The sequence below is a fragment of the Oceanimonas smirnovii ATCC BAA-899 genome, from assembly GCF_000381965.1.
Taxonomy (GTDB): domain Bacteria; phylum Pseudomonadota; class Gammaproteobacteria; order Enterobacterales; family Aeromonadaceae; genus Oceanimonas; species Oceanimonas smirnovii.
Genome location: NZ_KB908464.1, coordinates 67465 through 80523 on the forward strand (window position 1 = coordinate 67465; position 13059 = coordinate 80523).

The 13059-nt window shown below is 57.3% G+C and carries 16 protein-coding genes; 12 read left to right on the forward strand and 4 right to left on the reverse strand.

The window, feature by feature from the left end:
• The first annotated feature begins 4 nt into the window (after positions 1 to 4).
• Genes rsxD through gloA form a run of 5 tightly spaced genes read left to right on the forward strand, consistent with a single transcriptional unit; the run spans position 5 to position 3460 of the window.
• Positions 5 to 1054, forward strand: a complete 1050-nt coding sequence (rsxD, locus tag G364_RS0111965) for an electron transport complex subunit RsxD (RefSeq protein WP_019935384.1) — start codon at positions 5 to 7, stop codon at positions 1052 to 1054.
• Positions 1054 to 1686 carry an electron transport complex subunit RsxG gene (rsxG, locus tag G364_RS0111970; RefSeq protein WP_019935385.1) on the forward strand — a complete coding sequence of 211 codons (633 nt, stop codon included), beginning with the start codon at positions 1054 to 1056 and terminating at the stop codon, positions 1684 to 1686. Before rsxD ends, rsxG begins: the two co-directional genes overlap by 1 nt.
• A complete protein-coding gene (locus G364_RS0111975) occupies positions 1683 to 2378 on the forward strand; it encodes an electron transport complex subunit E (protein WP_019935386.1) in 696 nt (231 codons plus the stop codon). The genes rsxG and G364_RS0111975 overlap by 4 nt, the downstream gene beginning before the upstream one ends.
• Positions 2375 to 3019: an endonuclease III gene (gene nth, locus G364_RS0111980; RefSeq protein WP_019935387.1), complete on the forward strand. Its 645-nt coding sequence runs from the start codon at positions 2375 to 2377 to the stop codon at positions 3017 to 3019. The genes G364_RS0111975 and nth overlap by 4 nt, the downstream gene beginning before the upstream one ends.
• 33 nt (positions 3020 to 3052) lie before the next feature.
• A complete protein-coding gene (gene gloA / locus G364_RS0111985) occupies positions 3053 to 3460 on the forward strand; it encodes a lactoylglutathione lyase (protein WP_019935388.1) in 408 nt (135 codons plus the stop codon).
• Between the two features lie 208 nt (positions 3461 to 3668).
• Here gloA and cysB read toward each other — a convergent pair whose 3' ends face one another.
• Entirely contained in the window at positions 3669 to 4643 is a 975-nt protein-coding gene (gene cysB / locus G364_RS0111990) for an HTH-type transcriptional regulator CysB (RefSeq protein ID WP_019935389.1), read from the reverse strand.
• A gap of 201 nt (positions 4644 to 4844) precedes the next feature.
• On the opposite strand from cysB, the gene G364_RS0111995 reads away from it, so the two are divergent.
• The gene (locus G364_RS0111995) at positions 4845 to 5603 is read left to right on the forward strand and encodes a hypothetical protein (RefSeq protein WP_019935390.1); all 759 of its coding nucleotides are present in this window, start codon (positions 4845 to 4847) and stop codon (positions 5601 to 5603) included.
• The gene (locus G364_RS0112000) at positions 5597 to 6121 is read left to right on the forward strand and encodes a VOC family protein (protein WP_019935391.1); all 525 of its coding nucleotides are present in this window, start codon (positions 5597 to 5599) and stop codon (positions 6119 to 6121) included. The genes G364_RS0111995 and G364_RS0112000 overlap by 7 nt, the downstream gene beginning before the upstream one ends.
• Positions 6122 to 6165: 44 nt before the next feature.
• On the opposite strand, the gene G364_RS0112005 is transcribed toward G364_RS0112000, so the two are convergent.
• Positions 6166 to 7350: an MFS transporter gene (locus G364_RS0112005; RefSeq protein ID WP_019935392.1), complete on the reverse strand. Its 1185-nt coding sequence runs from the start codon at positions 7348 to 7350 to the stop codon at positions 6166 to 6168.
• A 96-nt stretch (positions 7351 to 7446) separates the two neighbouring features.
• Here G364_RS0112005 and G364_RS0112010 point away from each other — a divergent pair, with 96 nt between their 5' ends.
• Genes G364_RS0112010 through G364_RS0112030 form a run of 5 tightly spaced genes read left to right on the forward strand, consistent with a single transcriptional unit; the run spans position 7447 to position 11318 of the window.
• Entirely contained in the window at positions 7447 to 8358 is a 912-nt protein-coding gene (locus G364_RS0112010; RefSeq protein ID WP_019935393.1) for a LysR family transcriptional regulator, read from the forward strand.
• A 24-nt stretch (positions 8359 to 8382) separates the two neighbouring features.
• Positions 8383 to 8916 carry a DUF2796 domain-containing protein gene (locus tag G364_RS0112015; protein ID WP_019935394.1) on the forward strand — a complete coding sequence of 178 codons (534 nt, stop codon included), beginning with the start codon at positions 8383 to 8385 and terminating at the stop codon, positions 8914 to 8916.
• Complete coding sequence (locus G364_RS0112020) at positions 8916 to 9614, forward strand: ATP-binding cassette domain-containing protein (protein ID WP_019935395.1); 699 nt, start codon at positions 8916 to 8918, stop codon at positions 9612 to 9614. The genes G364_RS0112015 and G364_RS0112020 overlap by 1 nt, the downstream gene beginning before the upstream one ends.
• On the forward strand, positions 9595 to 10842 hold the full coding sequence (locus G364_RS0112025) for an ABC transporter permease (RefSeq protein WP_019935396.1): 1248 nt from the start codon (positions 9595 to 9597) through the stop codon (positions 10840 to 10842). The genes G364_RS0112020 and G364_RS0112025 overlap by 20 nt, the downstream gene beginning before the upstream one ends.
• Positions 10839 to 11318 (forward strand): DUF3299 domain-containing protein, encoded by a 480-nt coding sequence (locus G364_RS0112030; RefSeq protein WP_019935397.1) that lies wholly within the window; start codon positions 10839 to 10841, stop codon positions 11316 to 11318. The genes G364_RS0112025 and G364_RS0112030 overlap by 4 nt, the downstream gene beginning before the upstream one ends.
• On the opposite strand, the gene G364_RS0112035 is transcribed toward G364_RS0112030, so the two are convergent.
• Positions 11315 to 12361 (reverse strand): NAD(P)H-dependent flavin oxidoreductase, encoded by a 1047-nt coding sequence (locus G364_RS0112035; RefSeq protein ID WP_019935398.1) that lies wholly within the window; start codon positions 12359 to 12361, stop codon positions 11315 to 11317. The two genes, G364_RS0112030 and G364_RS0112035, sit on opposite strands and share 4 nt — an antisense overlap.
• Positions 12355 to 12846 carry a GNAT family N-acetyltransferase gene (locus G364_RS0112040; RefSeq protein WP_026344880.1) on the reverse strand — a complete coding sequence of 164 codons (492 nt, stop codon included), beginning with the start codon at positions 12844 to 12846 and terminating at the stop codon, positions 12355 to 12357. The genes G364_RS0112035 and G364_RS0112040 overlap by 7 nt, the downstream gene beginning before the upstream one ends.
• Positions 12847 to 13059: the final 213 nt, after the last annotated feature.

The following is a 13059-nucleotide window of genomic DNA, read 5'->3' on the forward strand; positions in this document are numbered from 1 at the left end:
CCTGATGGGTTTTCATATCAGCAGTTCACCCCATGATCATGCCCCGCTCAGCACGGCCACCCTGATGCGCAGGGTCTGCTATTGCCTGCTGCCGGGCATTGCCATGCAATGGTGGTTTTTTGGCTGGGGCAGTCTCATTCAAATTGCGCTGGCGGTGCTGACCGCCTACGCCGCCGAAGGGCTGGTGCTGACTCTGCGCAAGCGTCCGTTAACCATATTGCAGGACAACTCGGCCCTGCTGACCGCCCTGCTGATTGGCATTGCCATACCGCCGCTGGCGCCCTGGTGGATGGTAGTAATAGGCACCGCCTTTGCCATTATTATTGCCAAGCAACTTTATGGCGGCCTGGGCCAGAATATTTTTAACCCCGCCATGGTGGCCTATGTGCTGCTGCTGGTGTCGTTTCCGCTGCACATGACCAGCTGGCTGCCGCCGCTGGAGTTGCAGCAATACCCGCCCGGGCTGGCCGACAGCCTGTCGGCCATTTTCACCGGTTATACCCTGGACGGCTTCAGCCCGCACCAGCTGCGGGAGCTGGCCGATGGCACCACCATGGCCACGCCCCTGGATACCCTTAAAACCGGCTTTACTCAAGGGCACACCGCCGGTGAAATACTGAGCGAGCCGGTCTTTGGCGGCCTGGCGGGCATTGGCTGGCAGTGGGTGAATCTGGCCTATCTGGCCGGCGGCATGGCGCTGCTGCGGTTAAAGCTCACCAGCTGGACCATTCCGGTGTCCATTCTGGTTACTCTGGCAGTGCTGAGTTTTCTGGGCTTTATGATCTCGCCGGATAACACCGCCGGCCCGCTTATTCAGCTGTTTTCCGGTGCCACCATGGTGGGTGCTTTCTTTATTGCTACGGATCCGGTGTCGGCTTCCACCACCTTCAGAGGCCGGCTGATCTACGGAGCCCTGATTGGCCTGCTGATTTACCTGATCCGCACCTTTGGCGGCTACCCCGATGCCATCGCCTTTGCCGTGCTGCTGGCCAATTTAACCGTGCCCATGATCGACAGCCTGACCAAACCCGCCACCTACGGAGAGCGCCGCTGATGCTGGAAACCATGCGCAAAAACGGACTGGTGCTGGCCGCCTTTGCTTTGGTGTGCACCGCGCTGATTGCCCTGACCAACAGCCTGACCCGCAGCACAATTATTGAGCAGGAGCAGGCCCAGTTGCTACAGGTGCTGAACGAGCTGCTGCCTGCCAGCACCCATGATGAGCCGCTGTATGAACACTGTGTGGCACTGCAAAGCCCGCAATATCTGGGCAGCCGTAATCCCCTGCCGGTGTTTACTGCCGTTAAGCAGGGTGAAATACAGGGTTATGCCATTGAAGCCATTGCCCCCGACGGCTACAGCGGTGAAATCAAGCTGGTGGTGGGCGTGAATGTCGACGGCACTCTCTCGGGCGTACGGGTGCTGAACCACAACGAGACGCCGGGCCTGGGTGACAAAATTGAACTGAAAAAATCACGCTGGTTGCTGGACTTTGACGGCAAGCGGCTGAACGGTACCGACGATCCGCGCTGGGCGGTGCGCAACGACGGCGGTCAGTTTGACGCCTTTACCGGTGCCACCATTACCCCCCGCGCCGTGGTAGGTGCGGTGCGCAAGGTACTGCTGCTGGTGAATGAACAGCCTCAGCTGCTGACAACAGCCCCTCGCTGTGGAGAAACCTTATGACAGAACAACACAAAGACATTGTTCGCCAGGGCCTGTGGAGCAATAACCCGGCACTGGTGCAAATTCTGGGGCTGTGCCCGGTGCTGGCCGTCACCAACACCCTGACCAACGCCATGGGCCTTGGCATTGCCACCCTGCTGGTGCTGGTGGGCTCCAACCTCACCGTCTCCCTGGTGCGCCGGTGGGTGCCCAATGAAGTGCGCATTCCCATTTATGTGATGATTATTGCCAGCCTGGTGACCTGTGTGCAGCTGCTGATGAACGCCTACACCTACGGGCTTTATCAGTCTCTGGGTATTTTTATTCCGCTGATCGTAACCAACTGCGTGATTATCGGCCGTGCCGAGGCCTTTGCGTCTAAAAACAGTCCAGCCCTGGCGGCACTGGACGGCCTGATGATGGGCCTGGGCTTTACCGCCGTGCTGCTGGTGCTGGGCGGCCTGCGTGAGCTGCTGGGCATGGGCACCCTGTTTGACGGTGCCGAGCTGTTGCTGGGCGACTGGGCTGCCAGCCTTAAGGTTGACGTGCTGCATCTGGACAACGGCTTTTTGCTGGCCATTCTGCCACCGGGGGCCTTTATTGGCCTGGGGCTGATGGTGGCCGCCAAAAACTGGATAGACGGCCGGCTGGCGGCACGCCGGGCTCCCGAGCCCAAGGCGGAAGTAACCCGGGCAAGAGTGACCTCATTATGAACATGGACAAACGCCGGCAAATTCTGGAGCGGCTGCGGGCGGAAAACCCCCACCCCACTACCGAGCTGAAATTTAATAATCCGTTTGAGCTGCTGATTGCGGTGCTGCTCTCGGCTCAGGCCACCGACGTGAGCGTGAACAAGGCCACCATCGGGCTGTTTGCCGCCGGCCCTACCCCCGCCGCCATGCTGGCCCTGGGTGTGGAGGGCGTAAAAGAGCACATCAAGACCATTGGGCTGTTCAACTCCAAGGCCGAAAATGTGATTAAAACCTGTGCCATACTGCTGGACAAGCACGGTGGCGAGGTGCCGGAAAGCCGCGAGGCGCTGGAAGCCCTGCCCGGGGTGGGCCGCAAAACCGCCAATGTGGTGCTCAACACCGCCTTTGGCTGGCCCACCATTGCCGTGGACACGCATATTTTCCGGCTGTCTAACCGCACCCGCTTTGCTCCGGGTAAAAACGTCGACGAAGTGGAGCAAAAGCTGCTGAAATGGGTGCCCGCCGAGTTCAAGCTCGATGTGCACCACTGGTTTATTCTGCATGGACGCTATGTCTGCACCGCCCGCAAGCCCCGCTGTGGCGCCTGCGTGATCGAGGATTTGTGCGAATTTAAAGACAAGCAATATCCGGCCGGTGAATAACCGCGCCAACACTCAATAAACGGGAGCAACAACATGCGTATTCTGCACACCATGCTGCGAGTGGGTAACCTGGACAAGTCCATCGCCTTTTACACCGACATTATGGGCATGAAACTGCTGCGTACCAGCGAAAATGCCGAGTATGAATACACCCTGGCCTTTGTGGGCTATGGCGAGGAAAAAGACGAAGCCGTGCTGGAGCTGACCTACAACTGGGGTACCGAGAGCTACGATCTGGGTAACGCTTACGGCCATATCGCCATTGAAGCGAAAGATATTTATGGCATGTGCGAGCAAATTCGCGCCGCCGGCGGCAAAGTCACCCGGGAGCCGGGCCCGGTAAAAGGCGGCAGCACTGTGATTGCCTTTGTGGAAGATCCGGACGGCTACAAAATTGAGCTGATCGCCAAAGATGACGCCGGCAAGGGGCTCGGACACTGACAGCTGGAAGCTAGAAGCTAGAAGCTAGAAGCTCAGACATAAAAACAAAAAGCCTGCAGACATTTGGTGCCAGCAGGCTTTTTTATTGTCATTCCGGCCTTGAGCCGGAATCCATTTAACACACCAAACAGTTTCTTCAAGCACCGCTCGAAACGTCCAATCCCTGCCACTTCCAGCTTCCCGCTTCAAGCTCCCCCGAAGGGGGGGATTAACGCATGGGCAGCTCTACGTCCTCAAACAGCTTTTCTATTTCATCCGGGGCTTTCAGAGCAATGGCTCTGTCTACCCGCTCACGGGTAAGATGCGGAGCGAAACGCTCCATAAAGTCATACATATAGCTGCGCAGAAAAGTGCCCTTGCGAAAACCGATTTTAGTGGTGCTGGGATCAAACAAATGACCGGCATCAATGGCCACCAGATCACTGTCTTCTACCGGATCAACGGCCATACTGGCCAGCACACCAATACCAATGCCAAGACGCACATAGGTTTTGATCACATCAGCATCGGTCGCGGTAAACACCACATTAGGCTCATAACCGGCACGGTTAAAGGCGACATCCAGCTCGGAGCGACCGGTAAAACCGAACACATAAGTCACCAGCGGAAACCCGGCAATGTCGGCAATGCCCGGCTTGCTGATCGAGGCCAGCGGATGATCCTTTGGCACCAGAATACAACGATTCCAGTGATAACAGGGCAGCATGATCAGATCCTGATAAAGGTGCATGGCCTCGGTGGCAATGGCAAAGTCGGACGAGCCCTTGGCCACCGACTCGCTGATCTGCACCGGTGTGCCCTGATGCATATGTAAAGACACCTTGGGATAGCGCTGAATAAAGCCTTTGATCACACCGGGCAGCGCATAGCGGGCCTGGGTATGAGTAGTGGAAATATTCAGCGAGCCCTGATCCGGGTGGGTATGCTGGCTGGCGACTGCCTTGATGCTCTCCACCTTGCCCAGTATTTCACTGGAAATGCGAATAATGTCACGGCCGGCAGGCGTAATTTGGGTAAGATGCTTGCCACTGCGTTCGAACACCTGAACTCCCAGCTCATCTTCCAGCATACGTACCTGCTTGCTGATGCCCGGCTGAGAGGTATACAAGCTCTCTGCGGTAGCAGAAACATTGAGGTTATGATTGGCAACCTCGACGATATAGCGCAACTGTTGAAGCTTCATGATGCTCCGAATTCATGGTGACTTGTGTAAATACTACCAGACCTTGGCAAAAGATCCTCTGAATTGAAGCCGTTATACCTTATCAATGACCAGCTAACGGTCTGAAACTTCGTGTCTTATTGGTGCAGGACGTTAGCCAAAGCCGGTTGTGTGAGTTAACATTTCAGCTCATGCGTGACCCAATTCTAGCGAGCCTTGCCGATGATACTGACCCTGGTACTGATAACCATAGGCGCCCTGCTGTTCCTCGTTATCGTTTACAACATGCTGCAGCAATATCGGCAAAAGCAGGCAGCAGAAAAACGCAGCATTCTGGTGCGCCAGAACCAGATTGTGAATGAAACCGAAGAGCTGCTGCTCAATGCCGGACAGCTGCCTTATAGCCGCACTCTGGTGCTTACACTGTATCAGCGGGTCCGGCACAGTCTCAAAACCATGCTGGAAGCGGACCCGGGCAACCCTCAGCTAACCGGCCGGCTCAATAACGTCCAGCAGCAGATCCAGGACGCCCGAGACAACTTTCCGCCGGTGCAGGGCAGCTTTCGCCGGCCCGAGTCGGATCAGCAGGCACTGCACATGCTGCGGCTGGTGAAACGGCTGCGCAATGTGGTACGTCAGGAGCATAACCGCGGCAAGATAGGCTCTCAGGCCTTTGTGGCGGAAGATCGTCGTCTTGAGCTGGTGCAGCTGAAAATCAACCTTTCCAACCTGCTCAAACGAGTACGTATGAGCCTGAACAACCGCGAAACCGCCGCTGCCCGCCAGATGCTGGAAAAAGGCAAAAAGATCCTGGCCAATCTGCCCGACAAAGACGAGCAGCTGCTGAATATTGAAGAAACCATTCAGACCTGGATTAACGACATGGACACCAGGCAGCAGCAGGCGGAGCAGCAAAAAGAGGAACAAGAAAACGAAAAATCCGAGCTGGATGTGTTGTTTGAGCCAAAACGCAAATGGTAAGTACCCTTGATGCCCTGCTGGGCGATACTCAGACTTTTTTTAATGATCTGGCTGCCGGCTTTATAAAACATGGTCTGTCGCTGAATCTGGGTCCCATGGATCACATCTGTTACCGGGCATCCAGCGCTCAGGAATATTTGTCACTCAAAACCGCACTGGCCCGGCACGGCACCGTGCTGGTGGAAGGCATGATTGGCGGCCGCCCCATTATTACCTGGGCCCTGCATCAGCCGCTGGCCGGTCCTTTTGGCCCAGTGCCCTGCCTGGAGCTGGCCGCGCCCAAACCCGGCAAAACCCACTGCACCGGGCTGGAGCATGGCGAAATAGTGGTGCCCTGCCTGCACACCTTGCTTGAGAACTACTCACATGTGCCGTTTAACCAAGCTGCCATGCCCGCCGAGCTGACCCTGGCCCTGCCCCCGTTGCAGGTAAAGTTTCACTGCCAAAGTCTGGCCGATACCATTGCGACGGAAATCACCGAAGGTGCAGTCGTCCCGGTACCGGAAGATTATTTTTAAAAACGCCGTCACACCCGGAGCCTCTGCCAAAGCAACCATGTCTTTTATGCCTCACAGCACGGCTGCACTCGCCCCAGCCGCACCGTGAGTAATGCGGTGATGCTCATGACCACTATCATGCCCACGGCCACACCGGGCAGGCCCCCGGCCTGCCAGAACGGATAAAGATACAAACCGCCCAGGCTGGCACCGGCATAATAGAACACCAGATACAGTGACGACGCCAGTGCCCGGTTATGCGTCACACTGCGCCCTACCCAGCTGCTGGCACAGGCATGAGCCAGAAAAAATGCAAAGCTGTCGATTAACAGCGTGGCCATCAGCACCGGCAAACGCGCACTGAACAATCCAAGGCTGCCCAAGGCCATCAGCACAATGGCGGCCAGCAGCGTGTTGGTCAGCCCGAAGCGGCTGATCAGTATGCCACTGACTCCGGAGGCCAGGGTTCCGGTGAGGTAGGTTAAAAACAGCAGGCCCAGGGCGGCGGGTGCCATGGATACCGGCGGGGCCGATAAATAAAAGGCCACATAGGTGTACTGATTAAGAAACACCATAAAATTAAGCCCGCCTACCAGATAAATGGGCCATAGCAGCGGGTTGCGCACATGCTCCAGCAAAGCATGACTGCCATCGCCTTTGCCGGCCGGCACAAAGCAGCGGGAGTCGGGCAACAAGCGTGGCAACAGCGCCCACAGCAGCAGACTGACCGCACTCAGCACCAGAAACGCCTGCTGCCAGTGGCCGCTCCAGCCGGCAATCAGGCCACCGAACACCCGGCCACCAATACCACCCAGGGAGTTTGCGGCAATATAGATGCCAATGCTGGTAACCAGCGCGCGTGGGGTAAACTCTTCCCCCATATAGGCCACAGCGGTAGCCGGCAGTCCTGCCAGAAAAAAGCCCTGCAAACCCCGCAACGCGACCAGGCTGGCATAGTTGGGTGCCCAGGCCATTAACAACCCCAGCACAATGGCCACCAGCAGGGTGCCCAGCATCACTCGCTTGCGGCCAATCCGATCTGCAATCCGGGCCCAGAACAACAAGCCGGTGGCCAGCCCCAGCGTGGCCGCCGACAAGGCCCAGCCCGCCCCCAGCGCCGACAGTGAAAAATCCTGCGCCAGCATGGGCAGCAAGGGCTGAGCCACATACAGATTAAGAAATACCAGCATGGAGCCCAGGCCCAGCGCCAGGGTGGCTCGCCACCAGGGGGATGTTTTTAAATCATGCATGGCAAACTCGTGAATAGGAGGAACACGCTTTCACTTTACGCCCGGCATAAAAATAAGTTAAATATATAAAAATTATTAATTAAATAACAAATAGTGATGATTGATCCTCGCTGGCTGAAACAGTTTATGGCTGTGGCCCACACCGGCAACATTACCCGTGCCGCCGAGCAGCTGCATCTGGCGCAGCCCGCCGTTACCATGACCATTAAAAAGCTGGAGCAACAGCTGTCCCTCACTCTGTTTGAGCGGCATCAGGGCAGGCTGCACCTTACCGCTGAAGGCAAACGCCTGTTTGAGCACAGCGAACGCATTCTGGCCGCTCTTGCCCTGGCCGAGCAGGATATGAGCGCCCTGCACAACCTGGAAGCCGGTGAAGTGACCATTGGCATTCCCAGCATGCTGGGCTCATTTTATTTTCCGCCGCTGTTAATGGCCTTTAAACACCGTTACTCAGGCTTGAGCATTCGCGTAGAGGAAGCCGGAACTCAGATAGTGCTGGATCAGCTGCTGAAAGGCCGGCTGGGGCTTGGCATAGTGCTTACCTCGGACTTGCCTGCCGGCCTGAATGGTCTGCCGTTACTGCGGGAAGAAATGGTGGCGGTGGTGGCCCGGGAACACCCCTTTGCTCACAAGCAGAGCCTGGCACTGACCGAGTTTCTGGGGGAAGAACTGGCGGTATTTCGCCATGGCTTTCATTTAAGAGAGCACATAGACGATATGGCCCGCACCCTTGGCATACAACCGCGCATCGGCTTTGAGAGTAACCTGATCCCGCTGTTAAAGGCCGTGGTACGCCAGGGATTTGCCATTACCAGCTTTTTGCGCATGGTGGTGGAGCAAGACCAGGATCTGGTGCCTATCTCATTTGACACCCCCTATTTTCTCGACCTGTGCCTGGCCTGGCCCAAAGACAGGCGGCTGTCTCGGGCCGAACAGGCCTTTATTGCGTTTATTCGAGAGCAAAACAGAGGTGCTTTACAACATAACAAGAAAACTGTTATAACGTAACAAAGTCAATTATCGGAACACCACATGAACCTAAAACCCCTGCTTTTTGTCCTGCTGCCTGCCACCCTTTCCGCTCATGCTCAGCATGGTGTTCACGAACACGGCTTTGGCCAGCTGAACCTGGTGTTAAGCCAGCAGCAGCTGGTGCTGGAGCTGCATTCTCCTGCGGCCGATATAGTAGGTTTTGAACATAATCCTGCCACTGGCGAAGAGCAGGCTGCCTATGATCAGGCCCTGCAAAAAGCGCAACATGCCGCTGCTCTGTTTACTCTGCCTGCCTCTGCAGGTTGCGAACTGCAACAGACCCGTCATATTGAACAGGAAGATCATGAGCATGGTGAGCATCAACACGAAGAACATGATCACGAACACGGGCATACCGATATTCAGCTGCACTATTCCTGGCAGTGCAGCCAGCCCGACGCCCTGAACGCACTCGATGCCAGCGGCCTGTTTACACAATTCCCGAGCTTTCACCGCATTGAGCTGCAAGGCATAGTGCCCGCCGGCCAGATTGCTGCCACCCTCACAGCACAGCAGCCCGGGGCAAACTGGTAATGGCTGAACTGCTGTCCATCGAACAGCTGTCGTTTGCCTGGCCGGGCCAGGCAAACCTGCTGAACATTGACTCACTCAGTCTGAAACCGGGCGACAGACTGTTTATCAAGGGCCCCAGTGGCAGCGGCAAAAGCACGCTGCTGGGACTGCTTGCAGGCATACTCAAGCCAAACAGCGGCCGCCTGCGTATTCTGGGGCAGGATCTGGCCCGGTTGTCCGGTCCTCAGCGAGACCGGTTTCGTGCCAACCATCTGGGGTATATTTTTCAGCAGTTTAATCTGCTGCCCTATTTGCCGGTAATGGAAAACGTCACCGCCGCGCTCATTTTCTCCCCTCACAAGCGCAAGCAATTAACCGCTTCGCCCAAACAGGAAGCCGCCCGTCTGCTGGCAGCATTGCAACTGCCGGACGCACTGTGGCAGCAACCGGTGCACCGGCTCAGTATTGGCCAGCAGCAACGGGTGGCTGCCGCCCGGGCACTGATTGGCCGGCCGGCACTGGTGATTGCCGACGAACCCACCTCGGCACTGGATGCCGATAACCGCACCGCCTTTATGGAGCTGCTGTTTGCCGAATGCGAGCACGCCGGCAGCGGCCTGGTGTTTGTCAGTCATGACAGCGCACTGGAGCCGCTGTTTTCTCACGTGACGTCTCTTAAGCAACTGAACGGAGCCAACGATGTTGAGCCTGGCCTTTAGCAGCTTGTGGGCACGCCGGCTGACCGCCGGCCTGACGGTGCTGGCCATTGCCATCAGCGTGGTGCTGCTGGTGGGCGTGAACAAGGTGCAGAGCGAGCTTAAAAACAGCTTTTCCCGCACCATTTCCGGCACGGATCTGATTGTGGGTGCCCGCTCGGGGCAGATTAACCTGCTGCTGTATTCGGTATTTCGCATCGGCAACCCCACCAACAACATCAGCTGGCAGTCTTATCAGCGTATCAAACAGCACAAGGCCGTAGCCTGGACCATACCGTTATCGCTGGGCGACTCCCATCAGGGGTTCAGAGTACTGGGCACCAGTGAGGATTATTTTCGCCACTATGGCTATGGTCAGCAGCAACAACTGACTTTTGCCCACGGCGGCCCTTTTACTGATACCTTCGAAGCGGTCATTGGTGCCGAGGTGGCACGCCGGCTCGGCTATCAGCCCGGTGATCAACTGATCATCGCTCACGGAGCCGGCAACACCTCCTTCAGCCTGCATGAGGATCTGCCCTTTACCCTGGTGGGCATTCTTGAGCCCACCGGCACGCCGGTAGACAAAACCGTACATGTGCGCCTGGACGGCCTGGAAGCCATTCATCTGGGCTGGCAAAGCGGCCGGCAGACTCACACTCTCACCCATGAGCAGGCCAGATCGCGCGATTTAACTCCCGGGGCCATTACTGCCTTTCTGGTGGGGATGAACAATCCGGTGCAGACGTTTGGCCTGCAACGCAGCATCAACCGTTATCGCGGTGAGCCGCTGTCGGCGATTTTGCCCGGCACCGCCCTGCACGAACTGTGGAGCATGATGAGCATGGCAGAGCAGGCCATTGCGCTGATTGCCCTGTTTGTGGTGGTGGCCGGCCTGCTGGGCATGCTCACCACTCTGCTGGCCGGCCTCACCGCCCGGCGGCGGGAGCTGGCCATTTTGCGCTCACTGGGGGCCGGACCACAACATTTGTTTGCCCTGCTGATCCTGGAAGCGGCATTATTAACCCTGCTGGGGCTGATGTTTGGCATGGCGCTGCTGTATGGCATTTTGCTGGTTGCCGCTCCGGCGCTGCAGGCAAGCTACGGCCTGCAACTGCAGCCGGGGCTGCCCTCGGCCAATGAGTGGCGCTTGCTTGGCTGCATCTGGCTGGCGGGCATTATTACCGGCCTGCTGCCGGCGGCGCAGGCGTTTAAATACTCTCTTAACGATGGCATGAGCATTAAACAGTGAAACTGATACACACTTTTCTGGGGCTGGTACTGCTGGCCGGCACCACTCTCGCCAATGAATACCAGCTGACCGACTGGAATGATCTCATTCCGCTGGAAGAGCAACTGAATCCGCCACCCATTCCGGCAGTGGATCATGAAGACGAGTTTGCCATTCCACCTCAGCCTGTGGGCAAGGTAGTACCCGCCATGAACGGCAAAAAAATACGACTGCCGGGCTTTGTGGTGCCGCTGGAAGGCGACAGCGAAACCATTACCCAGTTTTTTCTGGTGCCTTATTTTGGTGCCTGCATTCATGTGCCGCCACCGCCCACCAACCAGATTGTGTATGTCAATTATCCCAAAGGGGCCAAGGTGGATGATCTCTGGGACGCAGTCTGGGTAGCAGGCACACTGAGTACGGTTTCGGCCAGCAATGATATCGCCGATGCCGCCTATTCACTGGAAGGTGTCTCGGTGGAGCCCTACGACCTTTAGTCCGGCAGCGCGTTTTGGCGCAGCACCTCCATTAGTTCGGCAGCCGGCATGGCCCGGGCCTTTTGCACACCTGTGCCGGCCCAGTGGGCGGCAAAGTCATGGCAACCCCGCGCGGCTGCCGCGCCATGCAGCTGTTTGGCGGCGTGGTAGGCAACCGGATAGTCAGGCGCCACCGGGGCGTCTGCTGCCTCACCATGTTCAATAAAACGGTTCACCAGCCCCCGGGCCGGACGGCCCGACAGAGTGCGGGTTAACCGGGTGTTGCCGCCTTGCAGCAGCCGCTGCCGGTAGGCCTCATTGGCCGCCGACTCAGGACAGGCCACAAAGGCCGTGCCCAGCTGCACCGCTGCGGCCCCCAGTGCCTGCATGGCCTGTATATCTGCGCCATCCATGATGCCGCCGGCGGCAATCACCGGCAGCCGGCACTCCGCCACCAGCAGGCGTACCAGCTCACTGGTGGTCAGCTCAGCGTCTTCTGCGTCCGGATCAAACATGCCTCTGTGGCCACCTGCTTCTATACCCTGTGCCACCACGCCGTGAATGCCGGCAGCCTCGATGGCGCGGGCTTCTTCTAGACGGGTGGCACTGGCCAGCGTGATCACGCCGGCATGATGCAGACGCTCAATAAAAGACGCCGGCGGCAAACCAAAATGAAAGCTGACCACGGCAGGGCGCAGCTCCAGCAGCAAGGCCTGCATGGGCTCGTTATCATTAAAGCTGGTATAAATTTCTTCCAGTTGCACCGGTGCCTGCCCGCCCTGCTCTGTAAACAGCGGCTGCAAATACGCCAGCCAGGCCGCCTCCACGGCGTCATCTCTTTGCGCCGGCGCATGACAGAATACATTGACGTTAAAGGGGTTATCAGTAAGTGCCTGAAGCTGCTCAATCTGCTCACGGGCACTGGCCACCGAGCTTGCCCCCAGACCCAGTGAGCCCAGCCCGCCGGCATTGGACACCGCCGCCGCCAGCGCCGGAGTGGATACGCCGGCCATGGGCGCCTGAATAATGTTTCTTTGTTGCAGCAGGGTTTGAATGGTTAACATGCGTGCTCCCGATGGTTCAGTTGTTTCAGCATCCATACATCACAGCCGCCATGCTCCGAGGCCACCAAGGGTGCTTCAAGGTGCTGAAAGCCCAGCTGTTCATACAGGCGTATGGCCGCCGTCATATTGCCGAGAGTATCGAGGTAACAGGCGGTAAAACCTCGCTCTGTGGCAAAGGCCAGACAGGCCTCGGCCAGTTGCCGGCCCAGCCCGTGCCCGCGTGCCCCGGGTAATAAAAACAGCTTTTTCAGCTCGCAAATATTCCCCAGCGGCGCAATGCCGGCCCCGCCCACTATTTCACCATTAAGCCGGGCCACAAAATAACGGCTGTTATTCTCCGGACGGTAATGGCAGCTCATACACTGCACTTCTGCATCGCTGGGACCAAAGCCCTCGCCCACCGCGCCGAACTCGGCACCCACACACTGAATAATACGGCAAATGGCCGCATCGTCTGCGGGAGTAATGGACATCACAGATTTCATGTTTTTTCTCTCAAAAAAATGCCGGAAGATAAACGCAAACAAACCAAAAGGTATCATGGTATCTGCGGCGGCAGTATGGCAAACGCACTGATACCCCTGCACTTTATGCTGCCTTACCGTCATTATCATTGCATTGCGGCTATGTTAGGCTGTTTTGTCAGGAAGTTTTATGCAGGCGGCATCTTTGTCGCAACATTCATTCCACCAGCCAAG

Excerpts from the sequence above, each read along its gene's own strand:
- G364_RS0112000 (WP_019935391.1), top strand. The coding sequence starts at position 5,597 with ATGGTAAGTACCCTTGATGCCCTGCTGGGCGATACTCAGACTTTTTTT.
- G364_RS0112010 (WP_019935393.1), top strand. The coding sequence starts at position 7,447 with ATGATTGATCCTCGCTGGCTGAAACAGTTTATGGCTGTGGCCCACACC.
- G364_RS0112020 (WP_019935395.1), top strand. The coding sequence starts at position 8,916 with ATGGCTGAACTGCTGTCCATCGAACAGCTGTCGTTTGCCTGGCCGGGC.
- G364_RS0112005 (WP_019935392.1), bottom strand. The coding sequence starts at position 7,350 with ATGCATGATTTAAAAACATCCCCCTGGTGGCGAGCCACCCTGGCGCTG.
- rsxD (WP_019935384.1), top strand. The coding sequence starts at position 5 with ATGGGTTTTCATATCAGCAGTTCACCCCATGATCATGCCCCGCTCAGC.
- nth (WP_019935387.1), top strand. The coding sequence starts at position 2,375 with ATGAACATGGACAAACGCCGGCAAATTCTGGAGCGGCTGCGGGCGGAA.
- G364_RS0112040 (WP_026344880.1), bottom strand. The coding sequence starts at position 12,846 with ATGAAATCTGTGATGTCCATTACTCCCGCAGACGATGCGGCCATTTGC.
- rsxG (WP_019935385.1), top strand. The coding sequence starts at position 1,054 with ATGCTGGAAACCATGCGCAAAAACGGACTGGTGCTGGCCGCCTTTGCT.
- G364_RS0111975 (WP_019935386.1), top strand. The coding sequence starts at position 1,683 with ATGACAGAACAACACAAAGACATTGTTCGCCAGGGCCTGTGGAGCAAT.
- G364_RS0112015 (WP_019935394.1), top strand. The coding sequence starts at position 8,383 with ATGAACCTAAAACCCCTGCTTTTTGTCCTGCTGCCTGCCACCCTTTCC.
- cysB (WP_019935389.1), bottom strand. The coding sequence starts at position 4,643 with ATGAAGCTTCAACAGTTGCGCTATATCGTCGAGGTTGCCAATCATAAC.
- G364_RS0112025 (WP_019935396.1), top strand. The coding sequence starts at position 9,595 with ATGTTGAGCCTGGCCTTTAGCAGCTTGTGGGCACGCCGGCTGACCGCC.
- G364_RS0112035 (WP_019935398.1), bottom strand. The coding sequence starts at position 12,361 with ATGTTAACCATTCAAACCCTGCTGCAACAAAGAAACATTATTCAGGCG.
- G364_RS0111995 (WP_019935390.1), top strand. The coding sequence starts at position 4,845 with ATGATACTGACCCTGGTACTGATAACCATAGGCGCCCTGCTGTTCCTC.
- gloA (WP_019935388.1), top strand. The coding sequence starts at position 3,053 with ATGCGTATTCTGCACACCATGCTGCGAGTGGGTAACCTGGACAAGTCC.